The 22,015-nt window shown below is 51.2% G+C and carries 18 protein-coding genes; 13 read left to right on the top strand and 5 right to left on the bottom strand.

The window, feature by feature from the left end:
• The first annotated feature begins 9 nt into the window (after window positions 1-9).
• The 6 genes from ACFE8Q_RS19315 to ACFE8Q_RS19340 all read left to right on the top strand — a co-directional run bounded on the left by ACFE8Q_RS19315 (window position 10) and on the right by ACFE8Q_RS19340 (window position 6,980).
• Complete coding sequence (locus tag ACFE8Q_RS19315; protein WP_375447075.1) at window positions 10-1,599, top strand: SusD/RagB family nutrient-binding outer membrane lipoprotein; 1,590 nt, start codon at window positions 10-12, stop codon at window positions 1,597-1,599.
• Window positions 1,600-1,609: 10 nt separating this feature from the next.
• Entirely contained in the window at window positions 1,610-2,458 is an 849-nt protein-coding gene (locus tag ACFE8Q_RS19320; protein ID WP_375447076.1) for a BT_3987 domain-containing protein, read from the top strand.
• A 469-nt stretch (window positions 2,459-2,927) separates the two neighbouring features.
• A complete protein-coding gene (locus ACFE8Q_RS19325; RefSeq protein ID WP_375447077.1) occupies window positions 2,928-3,416 on the top strand; it encodes a hypothetical protein in 489 nt (162 codons plus the stop codon).
• Window positions 3,417-3,504: 88 nt separating this feature from the next.
• Window positions 3,505-3,780, top strand: a complete 276-nt coding sequence (locus tag ACFE8Q_RS19330) for a hypothetical protein (RefSeq protein WP_375447078.1) — start codon at window positions 3,505-3,507, stop codon at window positions 3,778-3,780.
• A 224-nt stretch (window positions 3,781-4,004) separates the two neighbouring features.
• Window positions 4,005-4,430 carry a thioredoxin family protein gene (locus tag ACFE8Q_RS19335; RefSeq protein WP_375447079.1) on the top strand — a complete coding sequence of 142 codons (426 nt, stop codon included), beginning with the start codon at window positions 4,005-4,007 and terminating at the stop codon, window positions 4,428-4,430.
• Window positions 4,431-4,550: 120 nt separating this feature from the next.
• Entirely contained in the window at window positions 4,551-6,980 is a 2,430-nt protein-coding gene (locus ACFE8Q_RS19340; RefSeq protein ID WP_375447080.1) for an endonuclease MutS2, read from the top strand.
• A gap of 43 nt (window positions 6,981-7,023) precedes the next feature.
• Here ACFE8Q_RS19340 and ACFE8Q_RS19345 read toward each other — a convergent pair whose 3' ends face one another.
• On the bottom strand, window positions 7,024-7,671 hold the full coding sequence (locus ACFE8Q_RS19345; protein WP_375447081.1) for a phosphoribosylanthranilate isomerase: 648 nt from the start codon (window positions 7,669-7,671) through the stop codon (window positions 7,024-7,026).
• Window positions 7,672-7,946: 275 nt separating this feature from the next.
• Here ACFE8Q_RS19345 and ACFE8Q_RS19350 point away from each other — a divergent pair, with 275 nt between their 5' ends.
• The gene (locus ACFE8Q_RS19350; RefSeq protein WP_375447082.1) at window positions 7,947-9,224 is read left to right on the top strand and encodes a citrate synthase; all 1,278 of its coding nucleotides are present in this window, start codon (window positions 7,947-7,949) and stop codon (window positions 9,222-9,224) included.
• 130 nt (window positions 9,225-9,354) lie between these two features.
• A complete protein-coding gene (gene bioA / locus ACFE8Q_RS19355) occupies window positions 9,355-10,632 on the top strand; it encodes an adenosylmethionine--8-amino-7-oxononanoate transaminase (protein WP_375447083.1) in 1,278 nt (425 codons plus the stop codon).
• A 112-nt stretch (window positions 10,633-10,744) separates the two neighbouring features.
• Here the strand turns inward: bioA and idi are convergent, their stop codons facing one another.
• Entirely contained in the window at window positions 10,745-11,272 is a 528-nt protein-coding gene (idi, locus tag ACFE8Q_RS19360; RefSeq protein WP_375447084.1) for an isopentenyl-diphosphate Delta-isomerase, read from the bottom strand.
• Window positions 11,273-11,423: 151 nt separating this feature from the next.
• On the opposite strand from idi, the gene ACFE8Q_RS19365 reads away from it, so the two are divergent.
• From ACFE8Q_RS19365 to ACFE8Q_RS19385, 5 genes are all read left to right on the top strand, one after another.
• Window positions 11,424-12,884 (top strand): energy transducer TonB, encoded by a 1,461-nt coding sequence (locus ACFE8Q_RS19365; RefSeq protein WP_375447085.1) that lies wholly within the window; start codon window positions 11,424-11,426, stop codon window positions 12,882-12,884.
• A gap of 52 nt (window positions 12,885-12,936) precedes the next feature.
• Entirely contained in the window at window positions 12,937-14,028 is a 1,092-nt protein-coding gene (gene gcvT / locus ACFE8Q_RS19370) for a glycine cleavage system aminomethyltransferase GcvT (protein ID WP_375447086.1), read from the top strand.
• A 90-nt stretch (window positions 14,029-14,118) separates the two neighbouring features.
• Entirely contained in the window at window positions 14,119-14,829 is a 711-nt protein-coding gene (locus ACFE8Q_RS19375) for a 2-phosphosulfolactate phosphatase (protein ID WP_375447087.1), read from the top strand.
• Between the two features lie 106 nt (window positions 14,830-14,935).
• Entirely contained in the window at window positions 14,936-15,427 is a 492-nt protein-coding gene (locus ACFE8Q_RS19380; protein ID WP_375447088.1) for an NADH-quinone oxidoreductase subunit C, read from the top strand.
• A gap of 99 nt (window positions 15,428-15,526) precedes the next feature.
• Window positions 15,527-17,188, top strand: a complete 1,662-nt coding sequence (locus tag ACFE8Q_RS19385) for a hypothetical protein (RefSeq protein WP_375447089.1) — start codon at window positions 15,527-15,529, stop codon at window positions 17,186-17,188.
• Window positions 17,189-17,225: 37 nt separating this feature from the next.
• On the opposite strand, the gene ACFE8Q_RS19390 is transcribed toward ACFE8Q_RS19385, so the two are convergent.
• From ACFE8Q_RS19390 to ACFE8Q_RS19400, 3 genes are all read right to left on the bottom strand, one after another.
• A complete protein-coding gene (locus ACFE8Q_RS19390) occupies window positions 17,226-18,158 on the bottom strand; it encodes a glycosyltransferase family 2 protein (protein ID WP_375447090.1) in 933 nt (310 codons plus the stop codon).
• A gap of 93 nt (window positions 18,159-18,251) precedes the next feature.
• Window positions 18,252-18,932, bottom strand: a complete 681-nt coding sequence (locus ACFE8Q_RS19395; RefSeq protein WP_375447091.1) for a hypothetical protein — start codon at window positions 18,930-18,932, stop codon at window positions 18,252-18,254.
• Window positions 18,933-19,049: 117 nt separating this feature from the next.
• A complete protein-coding gene (locus ACFE8Q_RS19400) occupies window positions 19,050-21,497 on the bottom strand; it encodes a PAS domain S-box protein (RefSeq protein ID WP_375447092.1) in 2,448 nt (815 codons plus the stop codon).
• Window positions 21,498-22,015 lie beyond the last annotated feature (518 nt).

Here is a 22,015-nt window from a genome sequence, read left to right on the forward strand (position 1 = left end):
TGACAAACGATGAAAAAAACTTCACTCTATTGGTTGCTGACCCTGGTCGCCCTAGTCACTTCCTCTTGCGATAATTACCTGGATATAAACGCCAATCCAAACTCAGCGATCAGCGCTTCGGCGCAGCTAGTACTGCCACAGGCTATTGTCAGCGCAGCCGGATTGTCTTCGTCCTACAACAACTATGGGGCTCATTTCGGCGGCTATATGGCCAATGCCGGTGGCTTCTCTGGCTTCGGCAACCTGCTGAACTACAACCTGGTTACAGGTGACTACAACGGTTTGTGGGTTAATACGTATGACAACCTTCAGGATTTCAAATACGTAATTGATCAAACAGAAGGTGTTGAAGGGCAGGGCTATTTCAACGCAACGGCCAAGATCATGACGGTGCTGGACTTTGCGCGGCTGGTTGATGCCTTTGGTAACGTTCCGTATTCAGAAGCCCTGTTGGGTAACGCTGGCCGTACGCCCAAATATGACGATGCAGCCACGATTTATCAGGACCTGGTGGTTAAACTGGATGCGGCTATTGCTGCCATCGATGCTGCCAAGTTTCCGCTGGCGCTGAACTCGTCATCTGATCCCCTTTTCAAAGGAAACATGACGACTTGGAAGCAGTTTGCCAACACCTTGAAACTCCGTCTACTAATTCGGATGTCGGGCGTATCGGCGTTGTCGTCTTTCGTAACCACAAAGTTTGCCGCTCTTGATAAAACCCTTGGTTTCCTGACAACGGATGCCATTGTTAACCCAGGTTATATCAAGCAGGATGGCAAGCAGAACCCAACATGGGGCACATGGGGCTACACTGTAGCAGGGGCCCTGGCTAACTCATCACGGATTCCAACTCAGTTTGCTTTTGGCTTCTACAAGGGGCAAAAATTGACAGACACCGGCCGGGGTACGGTGATTTACAAAAACTTCGCCTCTACCACTGCGCCAACGCCTATCAATCAGTTGGGTAACGAGAGCAACGCGCCAGCCATCATTGCAAGCTATTCGACTTGGTATACAGGTACGTTCAACAGCGCGTCCAGCATTACCGATGCGCTGGGTGTTCTGAAAGGGCCGTCAATGGGCCAGCCCATTATGCTGGCTAGCGAGGCTTATTTCCTACAGGCAGAAGCCCAGTTGAAAGGGTATCTGCCAGGTACGTTTGCTACCAGCTTTGATCAGGGTATCACGCAGTCATTCACGTACCTGTATAAAGACGTAACCAACGTGGTGGGCGCGGGGAAAAACGTAACTGCCGATGTAGCTACATACAAAACAGACAACGCCACCAGTTATCTGGTAAACATTGCCCTGGCCACCACCAACGAGCAACGGCTGGAGGCGATCATCACGCAGAAATACATTGCGCTGAACATGATCAATTCTGAAGAGGGCTGGAACGAGTACCGTCGCACAGGCTATCCTAAAACGGACCCGGCTGGCAACGGATACACCAACATTGCTTCCAATAAATCAAACTCAACCCGGCCCGACAAACTGCCAACCCGTATCCTGTATCCTTCATCGGAGCAGTCGTACAACGCGGCTAATTTCAAAGCGGTCAACCAGTTCGCTGACTTGATTTTCTGGGACCCAAACTGATTAGATGAACATGAAAAATTTCATAAAACTAGTTGGCCTCTTTTTCGTAGGGGCAACAATGACTTCCTGTCTGAACGACACTCTTAGCCTTGACCCGGCTAATTCAGTAAACGTGGTCGAGTTCAAAAACCCAAGCAGTTTCTCGTCTCCCTACGGCAGCAAATACGCGTTGTATAGCCAGGCTTTTGAGGTAGCACCAGAAAATAATTATACACTCACGGTGAGTTATTCGGGCGCAAACGTGGCCCCGGAAGACATTACGGTTAGCCTGGGTACCGATCCAACCGCCCTGACGCAGTATAACACAGAGCAAAAAAAGGCGTTTGATCTGATTCCTGCCGCTTTATACACGCTACCAACTCAGGTAGTAATTCCGAAGGGACAGCGTACAGCTACGGTGGGTATGAAATTCAAAAGTGCCAATTTCGATTTCAGCAAAAACTATGTGTTGCCCGTTCAAATCAAATCGGTTTCTACAGGTGCTGTAAGCGGCAATTTTGGCACCATTCTTATCAACCTGAAGGCCAAAAATCCGTATGATGGCGTGTATACGGCAACAGGCTTGTTCAACCACCCAACAGCCGGTCCACGTGACATCAAACGTAGCAAGACGCTGGCAACGGTTGACGCTACCACGAGCGAGACAGAATTTGCCGATTTGGGCGCTGCCGCAACCATGCAGTTGAGAGTTAACGCAGACAACACTGTCACCCTAACGCCAGGGGGGACTGCTAGCACGGCAACCGTTCAGTTCGGTGTAAATAAATATGACGCTGCTACCAAAACTTTCACCCTGAGCTATAAGTATGCAGGTGCAGGTGGAGACCGGGTTATTACCGAAACAATCAAGAAAAACTAGTACCACTTAAAAATTAGTACAATGCAAACGCCCCCGGCCAATGTTGGCCGGGGGCGTTTGCATTGTACTAGCTGATCCATTACCAGAAAACAAAGGCTAACACCTATGAAATAAATAAAGTACGATGTACTACAAATAAAGTATTTAATACTCATACTGTCTGCAAACAAAAAAGCGAGTCGACAGCATCGGCTCGCTTTCTAATTACGCTTTATCCAACTATTAAGATCTGTACGGCGCTCTTATAGAACAGCCTGTTAGTAAATGATAGCTTCTAGTATGCTATAGTTACGCGTTGAAACTCTTGTGTACTTTGAGTTACCAAATATCAGTATTTATACCGAAAATCTAGCATAATACTCGGTCATATTTATTAAAAGGTGAATCTCATTTGACCGCGCAAGCAAATTAGACAACTTTTTGCATATAAATGAGTTCTCCAGGTACTCAACAGTGAAACTTATACAGTATGGAGACTGATCAGCACCGGACGGCGCATAGTAGCGACGATTCGACCAATAGCGATTTCGAGGGTGATAACAAGCATACGGACGAGATAGAAAACTCGGCCAACGGCCTGGATAGCACCGAAATAACGGATGGCCAGAACGGACGCAACATTCGCGCCATGGGAAGCCAGGACATGGACAGCCAGAATGGCGTACTACGCATGGGCGACATGGACAACAGCACGATGGAGGTAACCGAAGAAGGTGCAAAGAACGCCGCACCAAGTAGCGACCAGACCAAAACATCGACGGTCAGCGTAACAACGGCAGGACCAGATGATTACGGTTCCGATTCGGTTGTAGGGGTGCCCAACGCCCAGAAAGAGGCTAAAAAGCAGGACGATAACGACAACGATGATGACGAGTCTGATAGCTCGGTATCGCAGGAAGAGACAGACGAAGACGTAGCCAACACAGGTACGTCGGTCGATCATCAACCAACGTATTAAAGGGATTAAAAGGAGGCTGGATAGTCGGCGAAAGCATCAATCCGGCGTCTGGTATTTAATAGTTAAAAAGTTAAAACTCAACGAAATCATGAGCGTATCAAGCAACATCCGCAAGGAAAGCACCGAGTCGCACGCGGCTCAGCAAATGCACAATACTATGGGCAATGACCCCAACGGTGGGATTGCGCAACTGAACGATAAAAATTTAGATAATGAATTGCCATCACGTCTCAACGACCAGGCCAACGGTACCTCAGTGGCTGAAGACGTGGAAGCAATCGACGAGGTTATCGCCGAAAATGACGATGCCAATCAGCCAACGCACGTTGCCGACGCTGACTGGAACCGGAGCACGGAAGAATAACCAGTTTTTGAGTTAGACAAACGGGTTTTCGACGGAATTTGCGGGATAGACAGGGTTTTCAGTGTTCATCAGGAACAAGTGAAAAATTCTGTTTAGTCCGTAAATACGGTCGAAAACCCGTTCGTTTGTAACGAAGACTGGGTAAATTTGGCTACCGCACTCGTTTTCAGAAACGAAAGCGTAGCATCTCTTCGTTAGGTACGTATCATAACCGTTTTCTAATCATGCTTCGATTACTTAGCCTGTGCCTCGTTGTTCTGCTCACCGTTTCTTCATTTACACCGGCTGGTGATGATGAGAAGGGGGCAGGTATCCAATTTACCAGTGCTCGCTGGGCCGATATTTTGAAGAAGGCGAAAGCTGAAAACAAAGTCATCTTCCTGGATGCGTACGCTAGCTGGTGTGGCCCCTGCAAAATGTTGCAGAAAAACGTGTTTACGCAGAAGACAGTCGGCGATGTCTTCAACAAGAAGTTTATTAACGTGAAAATGGATATGGAGAAAGGCGAAGGCCCTTCGCTGGCTCAGGTGTATCCGCTGGAAGCCTATCCTACCCTCCTGTTTATCAATAGCAATGGCCGCGTCGTGAAAAAAGCGATTGGCTACATGTCGGCCGAAGACCTCATCGACGTTGGCAAGAGCGTGAAGTAGTGTCAATGATCAATTATCAGTGATCAATTAGCGTTCTTTCGCCAGCCAACGGAGAAACTCAGTAACGAGCGGACCCATTGTTAATTGATTATTGTTAATTGATCATTAACATAGTCCTGAATGCTTTACCCCAATACCCTCGAACAAAAACTAGGTTTCGATAAAATCCGCGAACTGCTTCGGCAGGCCTGTATATCCCCATTGGGACAGGATTATGTGGATAAGATTCGTTTCTCCGACAATCATCAACTGATTGATAAGCTGCTGCGTCAGACCTACGAGTTCACGCAGATTGTGCAGTACGAACCTGACTTTCCGCAGAGCAATTACCTCGATGTGCGCCCGCAATTGCAGAAGGCGCGCGTAGAAGGTATTACGCTCATGGAAGATGAGTTTTTCGACCTGAAACTGGCCCTGAAAGCCATTCAGGATTGCCTTCGTTTCCTGGCCAACCAGGAAGAAGACCAATACCCATACCTGGCCGAACTGGCCCAGCCTGTCGTCGTCGACAAAAATCTGCTGGCCGCCCTTGAACGCGTTATTGATGACCGTGGCCACGTGCGCGACAACGCGTCACCCGAACTGGCCAGCATCCGTCGACGGATTATTTCGGAGCAGACAAACCTCCGCAAAAAGCTGGATGGCATGCTTCGTACCGCCCGCCAACAGGGCTGGATTCCCGATGATCTGGGGCTTACGGTTCGCGGTGGTCGGCTGGTTATTCCGCTGGCTGCTGAGCATAAACGTAAGATAAGGGGCTTTATACATGACGAATCAGATACCGGCAAAACGGTGTATATCGAGCCTGCCGAGGTATTTGATGGTAACAATGAGGTACGCGAACTGGAATACGAAGAACGCCGTGAAGTGTACCGAATTCTACTCGCGCTGACGGATCAGGTACGTCCCTTCCTGCCTGAGTTAAGCAAGGCAATCAATTTTCTGGCGCAGATCGATTTTATCCGGGCCAAAGCGAAACTGGCGGGAGAACTACAGGCGGGTATGCCGCAGGTAATGAACCGCCCCGTGCTGAACTGGACCGCCGCCCGCCACCCGCTGCTATACCTGTCGCACCAGAAGCAGAAAAAAAGTGTGGTGCCGCTGAACATCCGCCTCGACGAGCAGCCAGGAACGCCTGCCGAACGTATTCTGATCATCTCCGGCCCCAACGCTGGTGGTAAATCGATCGCCCTGAAAACCATTGGCCTGCTGCAATACATGATGCAGTGCGGCCTGTTGGTGCCTATGGCTGAGTATTCGGATATGGGCGTATTCCAGAACCTGTTTATCGACATTGGCGATGAACAGTCGCTGGAGAATGACCTCAGCACGTACTCGTCGCACCTGACCAACATGCAAAAGTTTCTGATCGGGGCCAACAAACGGACCCTCTTCCTGATCGATGAATTCGGTACGGGCACCGAACCCGGACAAGGCGGTGCCATTGCTGAAGCCATTCTGGAAGAACTGAATAAATCAGGCGCTTACGGTGTCATCAACACGCACTACACCAACCTGAAAGTGTTTGCCGACAAAACACCGGGCCTCATCAACGGTGCCATGCGGTTCGACGGCGAAAAGCTGGAGCCGCTCTACGAACTGGAGATGGGTCGGCCCGGCTCATCGTTCGCGTTCGAAATTGCCCGAAAAATTAACTTGCCTAACGCCGTCATTGAGCGGGCAAAAGAAAAGCTGGGCAACCAGCAGGTGAACTTCGAGAAATTGCTGAAAGAACTGGACATAGAGAAGCGCGTTTTTTCAGAAAAGAACCTCGATATCAGCATCAAGCAGCGCAAAGTAGCGCAGCAGCTAGCGGAGTACACAGCGCTGAAAACCAAGCTCGACAATGAGCAGAAACAGTTGCTGAATACGGCCAAGGCTAAGGCCAAAACGCTGGTTCAGGAAGCCAATCAGCGCATCGAAAATACGATTCGGGAGATCAAGGAATCGAAAGCCGACAAAGACACAACCCGCCAGGTACGTGCTGAACTACAGCAGTTTGACCATAAAGAGCTGAAGCCCGAAGTGGTGGTGGAGCCAGCCAAACCGAAAGAGCCGGAAGAGGAGTTCGAGAACGACACCAGCCCTATTGGTGTGGGCAGTTACGTGCGCATTCAGGGGCAGACCGCCATTGGCGAAATCCTGGCTATTCGTGGTAAAGATGCGGAAGTACGGATCGGCGAACTGAAGTCGAATATCAAGCTGAACCGGCTCGAAAAAGTAAGTCGTAAAACGTACCGGGAGGCAGTAGGCATCCGCGAAACACCCCGCAGCCAGGGCATGGACCTCAACGAGAAGATGATGAATTTCTCGTTCAACCTGGATATTCGGGGTTATCGGGGCGAAGAAGCACTCGGCGAACTCGACCGGTTTATGGACAGTGCGCTCATGCTTGGCTATCCCGAACTCCGCATTGTACACGGTAAAGGCGATGGCATTCTGCGCACACTCGTTCGCAACCACCTCCGCTCCTACAAGCAGGTAGCCAGCATGGCCGACGAACACCCCGACCGTGGCGGTCAGGGCGTTACGCTGGTGAAAATGAAATAATTTCCAGACCTGTAAGGCAATCCGCCACTGCTGTTCCGAGCCCTTATAGGTTTACTGCCGCCATAAACGCTTCCAGTTTTGCGGGGTCGAGGTGGCCGTTGGTGCGAACGCCGCTACATAGATCGAGGCCGAATGGTTGAACCGCGTCGATTGCCTGCCGGACATTATCGGGTCGCAGCCCACCAGCCAGAAAGACAGGTACGTTCGAGCGGTCACGGATTTGGCGGCTCAGCGCCCAGTCGTGTACCCGACCCGTGCCACCCAGTTCCTTAACGGTCAGGTTTGGATTTCCGCTATCGAGCAATAGCGCGTCTACGTGCGGGGCTATTCGCAAGGCCTCTTCGACTGATTTCTGATCGATAACATGGATCACCTGAACAAGCCATATGCCGGGCAAAGCAGCCCGTATCTGATCGTACTCGCCCGTTTGCAATTCATCCACGATCTGCACGGTATTGGTATGCACCCGTTTCTGATGCGCAATGATCCGGTCAGCGTCGGTTTCACTGGTTAGTAGAAAAGTGGCGATCGGCGGCGGCACGATCCGGGCAATAGTGGCAATTTGCTCGTCGGTGATAACGCCGGGGCCACTGGGCATAGGGCCAACCAGCCCCAGCGCTGAGGCCCCCATGGAGATAGCCATTCGAGCTTCGTCGGGGCTGCTGATACAACAGATTTTTACGCGAACCATAAATAAAGAGTGACTGAGTGAAAGCGCTTCGCTAAAGTAATGAACGGGATATAGCAAAGCGACTTCACTCAGTCACTCTTTGTCCCTTTCGCTCTTCATATTCTCCCGAAACTGGCTACCCGTTTTTGGAGTTGTATAAACAACCTTCCTAATCCTTGAACTTTTCGGCGATAAGGCTGGGCTTTCGATTGCTTTTGATACTAATTTCGCCCACCGCTCATTGTACGGGCACACAATCCGTTAACGCTGAATTTCTTTTACCCTCGCACGCACGTATGGCAAGCACTGCTGAATTAACCGTAGATGGCAAATCGTACAGTTTTCCAACCCTGGAAGGCTCTGAGCACGAAAAAGCCGTTGATATTTCTAATCTCCGTGACCAGACGGGTTACGTCACCCTCGACCGAGGGTACAAGAATACAGGTGCTACCCAAAGTGCCATTACGTTCTTAGACGGCGAGGAGGGAATCCTGCGCTATCGGGGTTATTCAATTGAAGACCTGGCTTCAAAGGCGTCTTTCCTTGAAGTATCGTATTTGCTGATCTACGGCGAACTACCGACGCAGGAACAGTTCGAAACATTCTCGAACGACATTCGCCACCATACGCTGGTCAACGAAGACATGCGTAAGATCTTCGATGGCTTCCCGGTCAATGCCCACCCGATGTGCGTACTGGGGTCGCTGGTCAATGCTATGAGCGCATTCTATCCTGACTCTCAGGATGGAAAAAACACCGACCTTCACATTACCCGGCTGATGGCCAAGTTGCCTACCATTGCCACCTGGTCGTATAAACGGGTACTCGGTCACCCCACCAATTACCCTAAAAACGGACTCGATTACATCCCGAACTTCCTGAATATGATGTTCGCGTTGCCAGTCGAAAACTACAAAGTTGACCCCGTTGTCGCTGAAGCATTAAACGTACTCCTGATTCTGCATGCCGACCACGAGCAGAACTGCTCAACCAGCACCGTTCGGCTTGTAGGCTCGTCGCAGGCCAATCTCTACTCGTCCATTGCCGCTGGTATCAACGCACTTTGGGGGCCACTGCATGGCGGTGCCAACCAGGAAGTGATCGAGATGCTCGAAGAAATCAAGGAAGGTGGTGGCGATGTGGCTAAATACATCGACATGGCCAAGAATGCCAAAACAACCGGCTTCCGGCTCTTTGGCTTCGGTCACCGCGTGTATAAAAACTTCGACCCGCGTGCCAAGATCATTAAAAAAGCCGCCGACGATGTGCTGAGCAAACTTGGTGTTAATGATCCGGTACTGGAGATCGCTAAAGGTCTGGAAGAAGCCGCCCTGAATGATCCGTATTTTGTACAGCGCAAGCTGTACCCGAACGTCGATTTCTATTCGGGTATCATCTACCGGGCTCTTGGCATTCCAACCAACATGTTTACGGTGCTTTTTGCCATCGGCCGTCTCCCCGGCTGGATTGCGCAGTGGAAGGAAATGCGTGAACAGAAAGAGCCAATCGGTCGGCCACGTCAGATCTACACCGGCTCAAACCTCCGCGAGTTCAAAGCCATTGGCGAGCGCTAGTATTAGTTCCCGGTTATACAGGAAGGGTAGCTGATCGGAAGATTGGCTACCCTTTTTTTGGTATGATCCTGATTGCTGTACACTACCGAAGCCGGCGCTTCGGCGCCACAATACGCTTTACCTTTGCTATATGACTACACTTTCTCAACGCGACCAGGCCGTTATCTGGCATCCATTTACGCAGATGCAGACGGCGCCGCTGCCTATTCCCGTTGTGCGGGGCGAAGGATCGGTGCTGTATACTGAAGACGGAGGCGAAATTCTCGACATGATCTCGTCGTGGTGGGTCACTATCCACGGCCATTCGCATCCGTATATCGCCGACCGGGTATCGGCTCAGCTACGCACGCTGGAGCATACTATCTTTGCTGATTTTACGCACGAGCCTGCCGTTCAGCTTGCCGAACGGTTGTTGCCGATTCTCCCGACTAATCAGCGACGCGTTTTCTACTCCGATAATGGCTCCACGGCCGTGGAGGTAGCCCTGAAAATGGCTTTCCAGTACTGGCATAACATCGGTCAGCCACGTTTAAAAGTAGTGGCCTTCGAGGATGCCTATCATGGCGATACCTTTGGGGCAATGGCTGTGAGTGGGCGCTCGGCCTTTACGGCTCCGTTTGCGCCATTTCTGTTTGATGTAACGTACCTGCCCGCCCCCGTTCCCGGCCGCGAAGCCGAGGTGCTGGAACTGGCCCGAACGTTATTTACAGACGAGGTAGCTGCCTTCATTGTGGAACCATTGGTGCAGGGGGCTGGTGGCATGACGATGTATGAGCCCGATGTGCTGAACGAGCTATTCGTGCTGGCACGTACCCAGGGAACGCTACTCATCGCCGACGAAGTGATGACCGGTTTCGGCCGTACCGGCAAACTCTTCGCCAGCCATTACCTGACCGAACAGCCCGACCTGATGTGCCTTTCGAAAGGTATTACCGGCGGCACGATGGCACTTGGCGTAACGACCTGCACAGCCGCCATTTACAATGCGTTTCTGTCGGACGATAAGATGAAAACCCTTTTCCACGGGCATTCATTCACGGCCAATCCGCTGGCCTGCACCGCCGCTCTTGCCAGCCTCGATTTATTACTCGCCCCCGAACGACTGGCCGATATTCAACGCATTGCCGCCAGCCATGCCGGGTTTGCCGATACGTTGCGCCAGTCACCGGTAGTAGGTAACGTGCGGCAGCGGGGTACGTTACTGGCCTTTGATCTGATCACCAGCGGACAGACCTCCTATTTCAATAACATTCGCGATGTAGCCTATCAATTCCTGCTCGAAAAAGGCGTGCTGATGCGCCCCCTGGGCAATGTTCTGTACTTTATGCCGCCCTACTGCACCACCGATGCCCAGTTGCAGGTAGCCTACACAGCCGTGTCAGCCCTGCTGGAAAAGATAGAGAATTGAACTAGTGCGAATAACTCCTGCAACTTGACGAAACGCATTGGCCGACTGGTGTCAGTGAGGCTACATCCTGGAGGTATGGCCTAACTAACACCAGTCGGCCAATGCAACGTACCTACTTCTGCTGTTCAATCGTATCAACCAGTATCCTGAACCAGACCGTAAACGTCTCCGGCGCAGTGGCTATTTCGCGTAACAATTCTGCACGACTAACCCAGCGCACGGCCATTACTTCGGCGGGATTGAAGGGAATTTCGCCATCATACTGTCCCGCGAATACATGATCGAACTCATGTTCGATTAAGCCATTGGGTAATGAGGCGTGATATATAAAGCTGAATGAAGGCGAAAGCGGTGTGCGGAAACCCATCTCTTCCTCCAGCCGCTGTTCGGCCTGCGCCGACGTACCTGTAGGCTGTGTAGGGTGCCCGCAGCAGGCATTTGACCAGAGCCCCCCCGAATGGTATTTCTCCAGAGCGCGCTGCTGGAGCAGATAATCGCCCCGATCATTGTAGATCAGAACCGAAAAAGCCCGATGCAGCACGCCATCGTGATGGACCTGCATTTTTTCGGCTGTGCCGATCACCTCGTCCTGTTCAGTAACGAGCAATAAATCAGGGGATAACGTACCTACAGAATTCATGCGATGCGACTATATGAAGTGACTACCCGCGAAGGTAGCGTCCGGGCCAAATGGACGCAAACCAGGACGAGAATCTCCACTTAATGGATGCATATATACCAAATTGACGTTTCCGTTATATTTGTCAAACATGCTAACTCATGCAGCCAGAATGCGCCTTTATCTACACATCCTCCTACTGCTCTTAAGTGTTAGCCTGAGCCAACTCCACGCTCAGGCACCCGTTTATAAACCCTTTGATGTTGACTCGGTAGCAACGCCAATTGGCGGGCAGGCAATGCTCGAAACGTTTTTGGCCGCAAACCTGCAAAAGCCATTTATGGCGAAGGTGGCTAACGTTACGGGAAAGGTATTTCTGACGGCGGTTGTTGAGCCCGATGGTCATGTATCCGATGTGCAGGTGATGCGAGGTCTGCGGTCCGACTGCGACCAGGAAGCCCTACGCGTAATGCGCCTCTTCAATGCCTGGAAACCTGCCACAAAGAGCGGGCAACCCGTCCGGCAACTGGTAACGTACCCGATTATGTTTCGTGCCAATACACCGATCCGCTATGAGAATGGTAGCCTGATCGAGGAATTCGATGCCAAATTTACCCCAATCGCTAATTCGCTATGGGGTGCAAAACCTGTATATCAACAACATACACCCATTGACACGCTTACTGGCTTGCCAAGTGGAAAGTTAACACTGTTCGAAATAAAGGAATCCGGGAAACTCAAAGAGGTGGCTAAAGTACCCTTAGCAAGGGTAGCTAATGCCCAGCGACAGAATGGTGAACTGACGTATCAATTTGGGCATAAAGAACCAACCGGTGATTGGATCGGCGCCATCTATACCCTACGGGAAGATGGCTCTATAAGTCAGCGGACATCGTCTGATTTGATGAAAGGCCCGTCGGTGAGCTACGATAAACGAGGCATGGTTGAATCAACCACGTTACCCGACGAAGCAGGTACAACAACCTGGCAACCTAATGGCTTGCTTCTGAAGATAGAAACAAGATATGAGGGCGAAAGAAAAGCGCTTCATCAACACACGCAGTTGATGGCTGCCTGGGATAGTACTGGTAAACAACTTATTAAAGAAGGAAACGGTCACTACAGGTACGTCAGTAGTCAGGAGTCGCGTAGTGATTCTACGCGAAAAACCACATTTATTGAAGAAGGCGATTACAAAGACGGATTTAAAAACGGGCAGTGGACCGGCCGTTTAGCCGATGGTTCGTACAGCTACATTGAACGGTATGATGCAGGAGAAGACCTTGGCGGTATGGCTACACTACTTGGTGGCAAAACGATTAGCTACAAGCAATCCATGAGTAACCCTTCCTACAATGGAGGGCAGTCTGCTATGTATCAATTTCTGGGGCAGACAATCAGATACCCGATAGACGCACAGAAAAAAAATGTGTCAGGAAAGGTATATATCTCCTTTGTTGTCTGTACTGACGGTTCATTATGCGACTACGACGTGTTGAAAGGCATTTACCCGTCTGTTGATGCCGAGGCGCTACGTACAGTCAAGAAAATGCCAAGCTGGCAACCCGGTCTTCTTCGTGGCGAACCCGTTCGGGTTAAGTACAACCTGCCGGTTTCGTTTCAACTGGAATAGTCTACACTTTCCAGCCGAAAGACCGTACTTTTGCGGCAATAAAACCGTCAACATGTCGCTGAAGCAAGTTCCGTTAGACGCCGTACACCGGGCGTTGGGTGCCAAAATTGTTCCATTTGCGGGCTACGAAATGCCCGTTCGCTATAGCTCCGATCTCGACGAGCACAACACCGTTCGCAACGCCGTAGGCATTTTCGATGTCTCGCATATGGGCGAGTTCATCCTGAAAGGCCCCGGTGCTCTCGATCTCATTCAGCGCGTGTCGGCCAATGATGCCAGCGTATTGTTCGATGGAAAAGTGCAGTATTCGTACCTCCCCAACGACCGGGGCGGTGTTATCGACGATCTGCTCGTTTACCGCATCTCAGAAAACGAATACATGCTTGTAGTTAACGCCTCGAACATCGACAAAGACTGGAACTGGGTCAACCAATATGCGCCAGACTATGATGTAGAGCTAGTGAACGTGTCGGACGATATGTGCCTGTTCGCTGTTCAGGGTCCGCTGGCGGCCAAAGCGCTTCAACCGTTGACCAACGCCCTGCTCGAATCAATGTCGTATTACACCTTCGAGAAGACCGATTTCGCAGGCATGGCCAACGTCATTGTCTCGGCTACAGGCTACACCGGCGCGGGCGGTTTTGAAATCTACGTATCGAACCATCAGGCCGAAACCGTCTGGAATGCAATTATGGAAGCCGGTGCCCCGTATGGCATCAAACCAATCGGTCTGGGAGCCCGCGATACGCTCCGCCTCGAATCGGGTTACTGCCTGTATGGCAACGACATCACTGACGATATTTCTCCGCTGGAAGCTGGATTAGGCTGGGTGACAAAATTTACCCATAACTTTATTAACTCCGAGGCCCTCAAACAACAGAAGGACCAAGGTATTGCGCGTAAGCTGGTTGGCTTCAGCATGATTGACCGGGGTATTCCGCGCGGCCATTATTCGCTCTGCACCGCCGATGGTACGGTGGTTGGCGAGGTTACATCAGGCACGCAGTCGCCCACGTTGGGAAAAGGCATTGGGATGGGCTACGTACCTGCTGAACTGAGTAAGCCCGGTACCGAAATCTACGTCAGCGTCCGCGAAAAGCTACTCAAAGCCGAGGTAGTAAAACTTCCATTTCTGAAAAAATAAAAAGGTTTTTTGACAGGATTAACAGGATTTGTCCCTTACCCGGAGAAACTAGACTAAAGACAAATCCTGTCAAAAAAACCTTTATCTCTAATGAAACAAATTGACGTTTGCTTAACCCCGGACCTGCTTCATCTACACACGGTCGATAACACGATTGTTGTCGTGGCCGATGTGTTCCGGGCTACCTCCTGCATGGTAACCGCCTTCGCCTACGGCGTGGGAAGCATCATTCCCGTGGCTACTGTCGACGAATGTCGGGCCCTGCAACAACGTGGTTATCTGGCCGCTGCCGAGCGTAACGCTCATACAGTAGAAGGCTTCGACCTCGACAACTCGCCATTCAGCTACATGGACGAGCGCCTCCAGGGCACCGACATTGCGATGACAACCACCAACGGCACGCTGGCAATTACCAAGTCACGGTCGGCGGTGAAAGTGCTGGTTGGGTCGTTCCTCAATCTCGACGCTATTGCGCGTTATCTGCGCACCCAGACCTACGACGTAATGGTATTGTGCGCGGGCTGGAAAGGGCGTCCCAACCTCGAAGACACACTCTTTGCCGGTGCACTGGCCCACCGCCTCCGCGACGATTATTCGATGCAGGAAGATGGCGCTCTGATGGCCCATCGGCTGTATTGTGATGGGAAAGATAATCTGGTCAACTACCTATCGAATGCGTCGCATATCCGGCGGCTACAACGGCTGGGAATTCACAAAGATATTGCCTACTGTCTCCAGCATGACCTGTACGATGTGGTGCCGGTTCTGCGTGGCAGCGCACTGGTAAAAATGGACGTGTAAAAAGTCTTCTGTCTTCCATCTTCTATTGCGCTGCTACCCCAAACCCCTAAAGGGGCTTACTTGGCACGCAACACAACAGAAGACAGAGGACGGAAGACGTAAGAAGATGACTTTCTCTGACATTACCACGCTATTAAAGGAGCGGTTCAACGTTGAGCCAGTGACCACCGGCCTGCAAGCCTACCTGACGGTGCAGGCTGATGAGTTGGTAGCCTTATGTCAGTTTCTGCGGAACGACGAGCGGTTCTTTTTCGACCTGCTGGCCTGCGTAACGGCGATCGACAACGGCCCGGAAACGAACACAATGGAGGTCGTTTATAACCTGACGTCGATTCCTTACGCGCATGACCTGATGCTGAAACTAACCGTACCACGGCACTCCCCCGGCGACCAGGAGCAGTTGCCCAACGTACCCAGCCTGGCCGGTGTATGGCGTACCGCCGACTGGCACGAACGGGAAGCCTTTGACCTGGTCGGTATTCGATTTACCGGTCATCCCGATCTACGGCGTATCTTGTTACCATTAGACTGGGAAGGGCATCCACTTCGCCAGGATTACCAGGAACCCGAACGGTACCACGGCATCTCAACGAAATAGCAATGATCAATTATCGATGTTCCTAAGCTACCAAAACAGTTGATACTTGTTGATTGCTATTTCACTGATACCTGTTCACTGCTAATTGATAACTGACAAATGGCTCGCCTGCTCTTCTTTCTTGTACTGACTGTCAACACGGTCTTCGCTCAGTCTCCTGTCGATTCAGTCATTATAACGGGTCAGGTACGTCGCCTCTCGGCTAAGCTCTATCGCCAATCGCCGTCGGTGCTCGTCACCCGGACGAATATACTCCGGGGTGGCATTGAACAAGCCTTTCCTGCCCCACTTCAGCCCGACGGCCGATTCCGGGTGGCCGTGCCGATCGTCTATCCACAGGAAGAAATGCAGTTTGTGCTGGGCAACATCAGCACGCCTTTCCTTGCTTCAGCGGGCCGTCTTTCCATCGACGTCGACAATGATTCGCTGTATGTAGCGGCCGTTCCGTTTCAGTTTGGCGGTATGAACGCACAGGTCAATCAACAATTTGCGCAGTATAAAGCCTTCGAAGCGAAGAATAAGCCCGATGAAGCCACACAGCAACGTACCCTGAAGCGAGCGCTGAACGGCAACATCAACCAGACCTACACCACCCTAAGCCAGGCCTTTTTAGCGCCTTTCAACCAGTTTACGGCTCAAAAGGTAGTTTTTCCACTGGTGCGCGACTGGGTACTTACCAACGTCCGCTACGACGCGGCTGCCTACGTATTCGATAAAGCCCTGCAGGAACAGCAAACGATACCGGCCACTTACTTCAAAGACCTGATTGCCGACGCCGACGCCCCGCTGACGGCAAGCCGGGCCAATGCCCTGAGCCGATTGGGGGCTTATGCGGGCATGCGCATTCAGCAGGAAACACCCAGTGGCGGTCGCGGCATACGGATACGTACCCTGGCCCAGCTTCTCGAACAATACGGCACCGGGCTTACCGACAACGACCGGCAACGACTCGCTGTTTTTCGCGAAACCAACACTGCCCGAACAGCCGATGTCCGCTATTTATCAAAGCTACTGGAGAAAAATCCTGATACACTGACCCGCCTGCTGACCTACGAAAACGCCATACAAACCGCCCGCCCTCTCTTCGATAGCCTGACGCTCGACTACTTAAAAGCATACATGATGACGATGACTACGGGCGAGTCGACACTTAGCATGGTTCAGGTGCTTGGGCAATACATTGCGCCGAAGATCGGAGATAAGTACCTGAAGCAATCCTTCAATGACATGATTGGTCAGGCCCTCCGCGACACGGCCCTGGTCAGGAAAGCCCGTGCCGAGTATCTGGTACTGGAAAAACAACCGGGTGTAAACAGCGGTTTTGTCAGCGACGGTATCTACGTGACTACGGGCACCAACCGGACCGGATCAGAACTACTCCAAAAAGTCATTGATCAAAACCGGGGACGAGTTGTGTATGTGGTCTTATGGGCGCCGAAAAGTGAACCCGAACGGCAACTGGCGCGTGATGCCCAGCGCCTTCGCGATGCCTTTCTCCCGCGCGATCTCACCATTCTCTATGTCAGCACTAATGATGAAGACGAGACACTCTGGCTGGAGTCTATCGTTCGTAATCGCTTGAAAGGCGAGCACATCAGGCTATCGGAGACGCAAACGTATTCCGTCTTCAACACACTGAATCTTAGCGATATGTCTCCGGTCAGGCTATATACACCACAGGGGAAACTGGTTAAAAAAGAAGCAACCCTCCCCGACAAATTCGATCAGTTGGTTGATCAGGTACAAGCGCTATTGCGGTGAAACGGGCATCGTAGTGGGGAGTTCAGCTTACCGGGCACTACCGTATTTTCACAAACATCTTCAGGCAGAATAGCCATTTTCGGTACGCAGATCGCTTTTTAGAGGCTAATAGCTTGTCCCGATTTTGAAAAAAAGTCATCATCCGAATGTAATTATTCCTCAACGAGAAGCTTTTATAGCTTTGATTTAGCCGCGCCAGCACTTCTTTTTGTTCAGTCAGTTCGGCCGGGCATTTATCGTAAAGTAGTTGGATTCGCTCACGGATTTCACGCAGTTTCTGCTCTTCGGTTTTCTGTTTACGTGGCCTTCGTACACCATCGACCCGGTGCGTAATGCCAAAGACGTTCTGACTATGCTGGCGGTAATCGACCAACACGTCCGGGACAAACCGGATTGGCTTACGGAAGGTAGCCACAAAGCACAGCCAGTGGTCGTGAGGTAAACTAGTCGGGAACGGGGTAGTTTGCCGGACTAATTCTTTCGTGATCAGCATAGCATGCCCTGGGGCAGTATTCCAAATGGCGAACGCGAGGCAATTGTCGAAGTTCTGAACAGGTTTTACGTCAGAGATAACCATGTTCAGGCTATTTCCATCTTCGTCGATCAGTCGGGAATCAGCATATACCAGATCGCTATCGCCAATTTCAGCAATCAGGGTGCTAATCTTGTCGAGGTGCCATATATCATCCTGGTCACTAGGCGCAATGTAGTCACCCGTAGCCAGCAACATGCCTTTCTCAAAGTTACGGACGTACCCAAGGTTATTTTCGTTCAGTACGACACGGACGAAGGGGTACTTGTTGGCATAGTTGCCGAGGATAGCCGGGGTAGCATCCGTTGAACAGTCATCAACAATAACGACTTCCAGGTTCGAGTACGTTTGGCGAACAATACTATCAAGTTGGGCTTCCAGAAAGCGCTCGCCATTATAGGTCGCCAACACAACTGAAACCAGAGGAAGTTGCTGCATACTGCAAAAGTACTCACTATACAGGTATGGGCTATGTCACTGCTCTATGATAACATTAATCAGCCTTTAATTACGGTTTTTCGCCAGACGATTCTACCGCCCATGCCCGTGCCGACCGGGGCGGCCAACGCGCGGGGGACGGCCCCGGCCACCACCCAGCAAACCGCCCGCATCCGTACGCAACAGGCCATACCGGATGTAGACGCCGTAGAACGTTTTGGAACTGTCGGCAAATTCGCTGCTGAAATCGTAGTAGCCTGTCGTGAGGCCAATGCCTAACCGGGGTGCAACCTGCGCAATGATGCTATAAGTCAGTTCCAGCATCAGGCTACCCGCTTTGTCGAACACCCGACCTGCGCCAATGGTCATTTCGTTGGCGAAAACCCCGTAATTGGCTACGTCCATCGTGACCCGCCCTTCCAGAAACATTGTGGAGTCGGGACGAAGCGAATTGCGACCAAAAGCAACACCCAAATCAATGACGTTGAACGACTTACCGATTTCGATACTTTGGGCAATCTTATCCCGCACATTACCCATCCCCGTATACATCAGGAGCGGTGTTACACGGCCATACCAGGGAGCAGTGCCGAAGTTGAAAACAGAACGCGTTGAATCTTCCGACGACCGGCTAATCGACTGATAACTTTGCTGATTGCGAAACGCACGGGTTGTCGTTGAATCGACCGTGGATTGTGCCTGACACGTACCTGCCAGCAAACCAAGGTAGTTACTTATCAACAAACCCACAATTGAGCTATAGTGTCTCTTCATACCCGTTTGCCCTGCTTCGACATAGCGTGTCTACTGTCGTCTGCGGGCGGGGCCAAGGTACCATCATACCAGCGAATTTCTTTTCACCCCTGGTACAATTAACCCCCTGCCGACTGATTAAACGGGTAAATACACACTGAATGTAGCCCCCTGACCAGGCTGGCTTTTAGCCGTAATTGCGCCACCGTGGTTGGCCACCACTTTCTCGCAGATTGCCAGACCAATACCCGTGCCCTCATAGGCCGACTTGCCATGCAACCGTTGGAATACCTGGAAAATACGGTTGAGGTATTTTTCATCGAAGCCAATTCCATTGTCTACTACATCAACCTGGTGATAAGCGATTGCCTCGCGACTGGGAACCACGCCAGCAGGAAGATTGTCGGCCGCGATCCAACTGGCTCGTATGCAGATAACAGGCGGACGGCCGTTCTGACGAAACTTGAGTGCATTGCTGATCAGGTTTTGGAAGAGTTGGCCTAACTGGGTTGCATCGCCGACCACGACCGGCAGCGGGGTGAGTTCCACAACGGCCTCCGTTTCCTGAAGTACCAGTTCCAACGCACTTTTGGCCGATTTAATAACCTCCGTCAGCGAAACGGGTGCGTCGGTATCCCGTTGAGTAGAAATGCGTGAGAAGGCCAGCAAATCCCGAATCAGCGTAGACATCCGGCCGGCGGCCAGTTTCATGCGTCGCAGGTAGTCGATGCTATCGTCTTGCTGAGCGATAAATTTCCCTTCCAGCAGATCGCCAAACGCCTGAATCTTACGCAGGGGTTCCTGTAGATCGTGGCTGGCGATGTAGGCAAACTGCTGCAGATTCTCATTGGAGCGCATGAGTAAGTTATTCGATTCGGTCAACGCCTGGGTACGTTGCTGCACCTGCTCTTCCAACGCCATCTGGGTACGTCGGTGATGCGTCACATCCTGAACTGTTCCACTCACCTTGTAGGCTTTTCCCTGCTGATTCCGATGCGCTTTTCCCTGCGCCCGAACAATCCGCTGTTGATCGGTATCGCTGGCCGCCACCCTGTATTCAACATCATAGAGACCCTCCTGATTGGGGGCAATTGCCCGCAGCATACTAGCCCGAACCAGCGGCCTGTCCTCCTCATGAATGACGCTGTAGGCTCGCTCAACGGTAATGACCTCTTCTCTGTCAAGGCCGAACCAGCTCCTCAGTCGATCCGAGTAATCGAGTACACCCGTAGTGAGATCCACTTGCCAGGTGCCCAGTTCGGCCAGTTCAATAGCGCTCCGAAGCGTACTCTCGGCCTCCTGAATCTTCTGCCGGGCCAACACTTGCTGGGTAACCTCCGCAGCCATGATCATAACACCAACAATGGCTTCGTCGGCATCGCGCAGGGGCGTGTAAACAAAGTCGAAATAAACATCTTCCAGCTTGCCATCACGGTTTAGATTAGCCTGTATGTCGCTGCCCCAGTACGGCTCACCGGTGTCATAAACAGATTCCAGTAGTTCGATGAACCCCTGGTTCTGGATTTCGGGCAAAGCCTCTACCAACCGCTGCCCCGCAATGGATGGGTCTTTACCCCAGATCTCGGTCATTTTCCGGTTGCCGATTTCAATGACCATGTCCCGGCCACTCAGCAACCCGATCGCCATAGGTGCCTGCTCCACAATACTTCGGAACCGATCTTCGCTAATGGTCAGTTGCTGTTGTGTTTTTACCTGCTGGGTAACATCGAGAGCAACCACCAGAATAGCGTATACCTCACCAGCGCCGTTACGCAGCGGCTTGTAGGTGAAGTCGAAATAGAAACTGGCAGCAACGCCCCGACTCATCAGTTCTATTCTGGCCGCCTTTGCCGAGTACGCTTTCCCGGAGGTAAACACCTCATCCAGCAACTGGTTGAATGGTTGTCCGCTAAGTTCGGGTAATATCTCCGCATGAGACTGACCAATAACAGAGCGGTCTTTTCCCCAGTAGCTCAGCATCATTTCATTGGCTACCTCCACCCGCATCTCCCGGCCAACCAACAGGCAGGTAGCCACGGGCGATTCCTCGATCAGCGATCGAAAACGTTCTTCATTGTCTCTGAGGGCTTTATTGGCTTTTCTGAGTTCAAGTAACGTCATCACCTGTCGCGACAGCGCTTCCAGGGCAACCAACTGCGCTTGACTTAACTCTTTCGACGACTGGTCAATTACACATAGCGACCCCAGTGCATACCCGTTTGAATCGACCAACGGAACACCAGCGTAAAAAACAATGTGCGGATCGCCCGTCACCAGCGGATTAGTGGCGAAGCGCTCGTCGGCCCGGGCATCCGTAACAATCATCGTCTGCTCAGGGTTGACAATCGCGTGGGAACAGAACGCAAATTCGCGATCCGTTTCCCGGATATCCAGACCGTGATTCGATTTAAACCACTGCCGATGATCATCAATAAGGCTAATCAGGGCAATGGGTGTCTGGCAGATTTGAGAAGCTAGCAGGGTAATGTCTTCGTACTCCTGTTCGGGCAGGGAGTCCAGAATATCGTAGCTTTTTAGCGCTTCCAGTCTGTTGGTTTCTTCGGGTAGCAAGGGCTGAACAGACATAAGTTGACTAGGAAAATGTAGCCTGGCTACTAAGAATTTACCAAAATGTACAAATCAATATGTGTACATATAAAAAAGGTAGAGTTATGAGATAAGGTGATTTAATATATGCTGGCTACTCCTCATTGACTGATACAACAGGTTGTATTTTCTTCTGCCTAATCCCTCTTATCAATTGTACCTAATTGTCTATGTGAACAGCCAGAAAATCCGGTAGCCAATCAATCGTAAACTAGTTATGATTAACCAGGCAATGGCCATAGTGTTAGATAAACCGGGCGACGCAAGCTGTTTTACTTACTTTCCATGCCTCGTTCACAGAAAACACAAAGTTTTTATATAACTGGTTATCAGTAAATTAATATACCGACTTGACGTTATTAGCAGCCCATTACATTTCTATTACGTGGTAGAGTTTAGCAGGGGTGTTATATAGTAATGTCGGTCATGTATCCTGTTTCTTTTTCTGGGCCAACTCAACAAAATTTGCCAGATCAACTGGCTGTGATAGGTATACA

Source organism: uncultured Fibrella sp., assembly GCF_964250085.1.
In the GTDB taxonomy this organism is placed as follows: Bacteria; Bacteroidota; Bacteroidia; order Cytophagales; family Spirosomataceae; genus Fibrella.

Bases quoted from the DNA above. Each gene is read 5' to 3' on its own strand.
- ACFE8Q_RS19315 (WP_375447075.1), top strand. From the start codon at position 10: ATGAAAAAAACTTCACTCTATTGGTTGCTGACCCTGGTCGCCCTAGTC.
- ACFE8Q_RS19320 (WP_375447076.1), top strand. From the start codon at position 1,610: ATGAAAAATTTCATAAAACTAGTTGGCCTCTTTTTCGTAGGGGCAACA.
- ACFE8Q_RS19325 (WP_375447077.1), top strand. From the start codon at position 2,928: ATGGAGACTGATCAGCACCGGACGGCGCATAGTAGCGACGATTCGACC.
- ACFE8Q_RS19330 (WP_375447078.1), top strand. From the start codon at position 3,505: ATGAGCGTATCAAGCAACATCCGCAAGGAAAGCACCGAGTCGCACGCG.
- ACFE8Q_RS19335 (WP_375447079.1), top strand. From the start codon at position 4,005: ATGCTTCGATTACTTAGCCTGTGCCTCGTTGTTCTGCTCACCGTTTCT.
- ACFE8Q_RS19340 (WP_375447080.1), top strand. From the start codon at position 4,551: ATGCTTTACCCCAATACCCTCGAACAAAAACTAGGTTTCGATAAAATC.
- ACFE8Q_RS19345 (WP_375447081.1), bottom strand. From the start codon at position 7,671: ATGGTTCGCGTAAAAATCTGTTGTATCAGCAGCCCCGACGAAGCTCGA.
- ACFE8Q_RS19350 (WP_375447082.1), top strand. From the start codon at position 7,947: ATGGCAAGCACTGCTGAATTAACCGTAGATGGCAAATCGTACAGTTTT.
- bioA (WP_375447083.1), top strand. From the start codon at position 9,355: ATGACTACACTTTCTCAACGCGACCAGGCCGTTATCTGGCATCCATTT.
- idi (WP_375447084.1), bottom strand. From the start codon at position 11,272: ATGAATTCTGTAGGTACGTTATCCCCTGATTTATTGCTCGTTACTGAA.
- ACFE8Q_RS19365 (WP_375447085.1), top strand. From the start codon at position 11,424: ATGCGCCTTTATCTACACATCCTCCTACTGCTCTTAAGTGTTAGCCTG.
- gcvT (WP_375447086.1), top strand. From the start codon at position 12,937: ATGTCGCTGAAGCAAGTTCCGTTAGACGCCGTACACCGGGCGTTGGGT.
- ACFE8Q_RS19375 (WP_375447087.1), top strand. From the start codon at position 14,119: ATGAAACAAATTGACGTTTGCTTAACCCCGGACCTGCTTCATCTACAC.
- ACFE8Q_RS19380 (WP_375447088.1), top strand. From the start codon at position 14,936: ATGACTTTCTCTGACATTACCACGCTATTAAAGGAGCGGTTCAACGTT.
- ACFE8Q_RS19385 (WP_375447089.1), top strand. From the start codon at position 15,527: ATGGCTCGCCTGCTCTTCTTTCTTGTACTGACTGTCAACACGGTCTTC.
- ACFE8Q_RS19390 (WP_375447090.1), bottom strand. From the start codon at position 18,158: ATGCAGCAACTTCCTCTGGTTTCAGTTGTGTTGGCGACCTATAATGGC.
- ACFE8Q_RS19395 (WP_375447091.1), bottom strand. From the start codon at position 18,932: ATGAAGAGACACTATAGCTCAATTGTGGGTTTGTTGATAAGTAACTAC.
- ACFE8Q_RS19400 (WP_375447092.1), bottom strand. From the start codon at position 21,497: ATGTCTGTTCAGCCCTTGCTACCCGAAGAAACCAACAGACTGGAAGCG.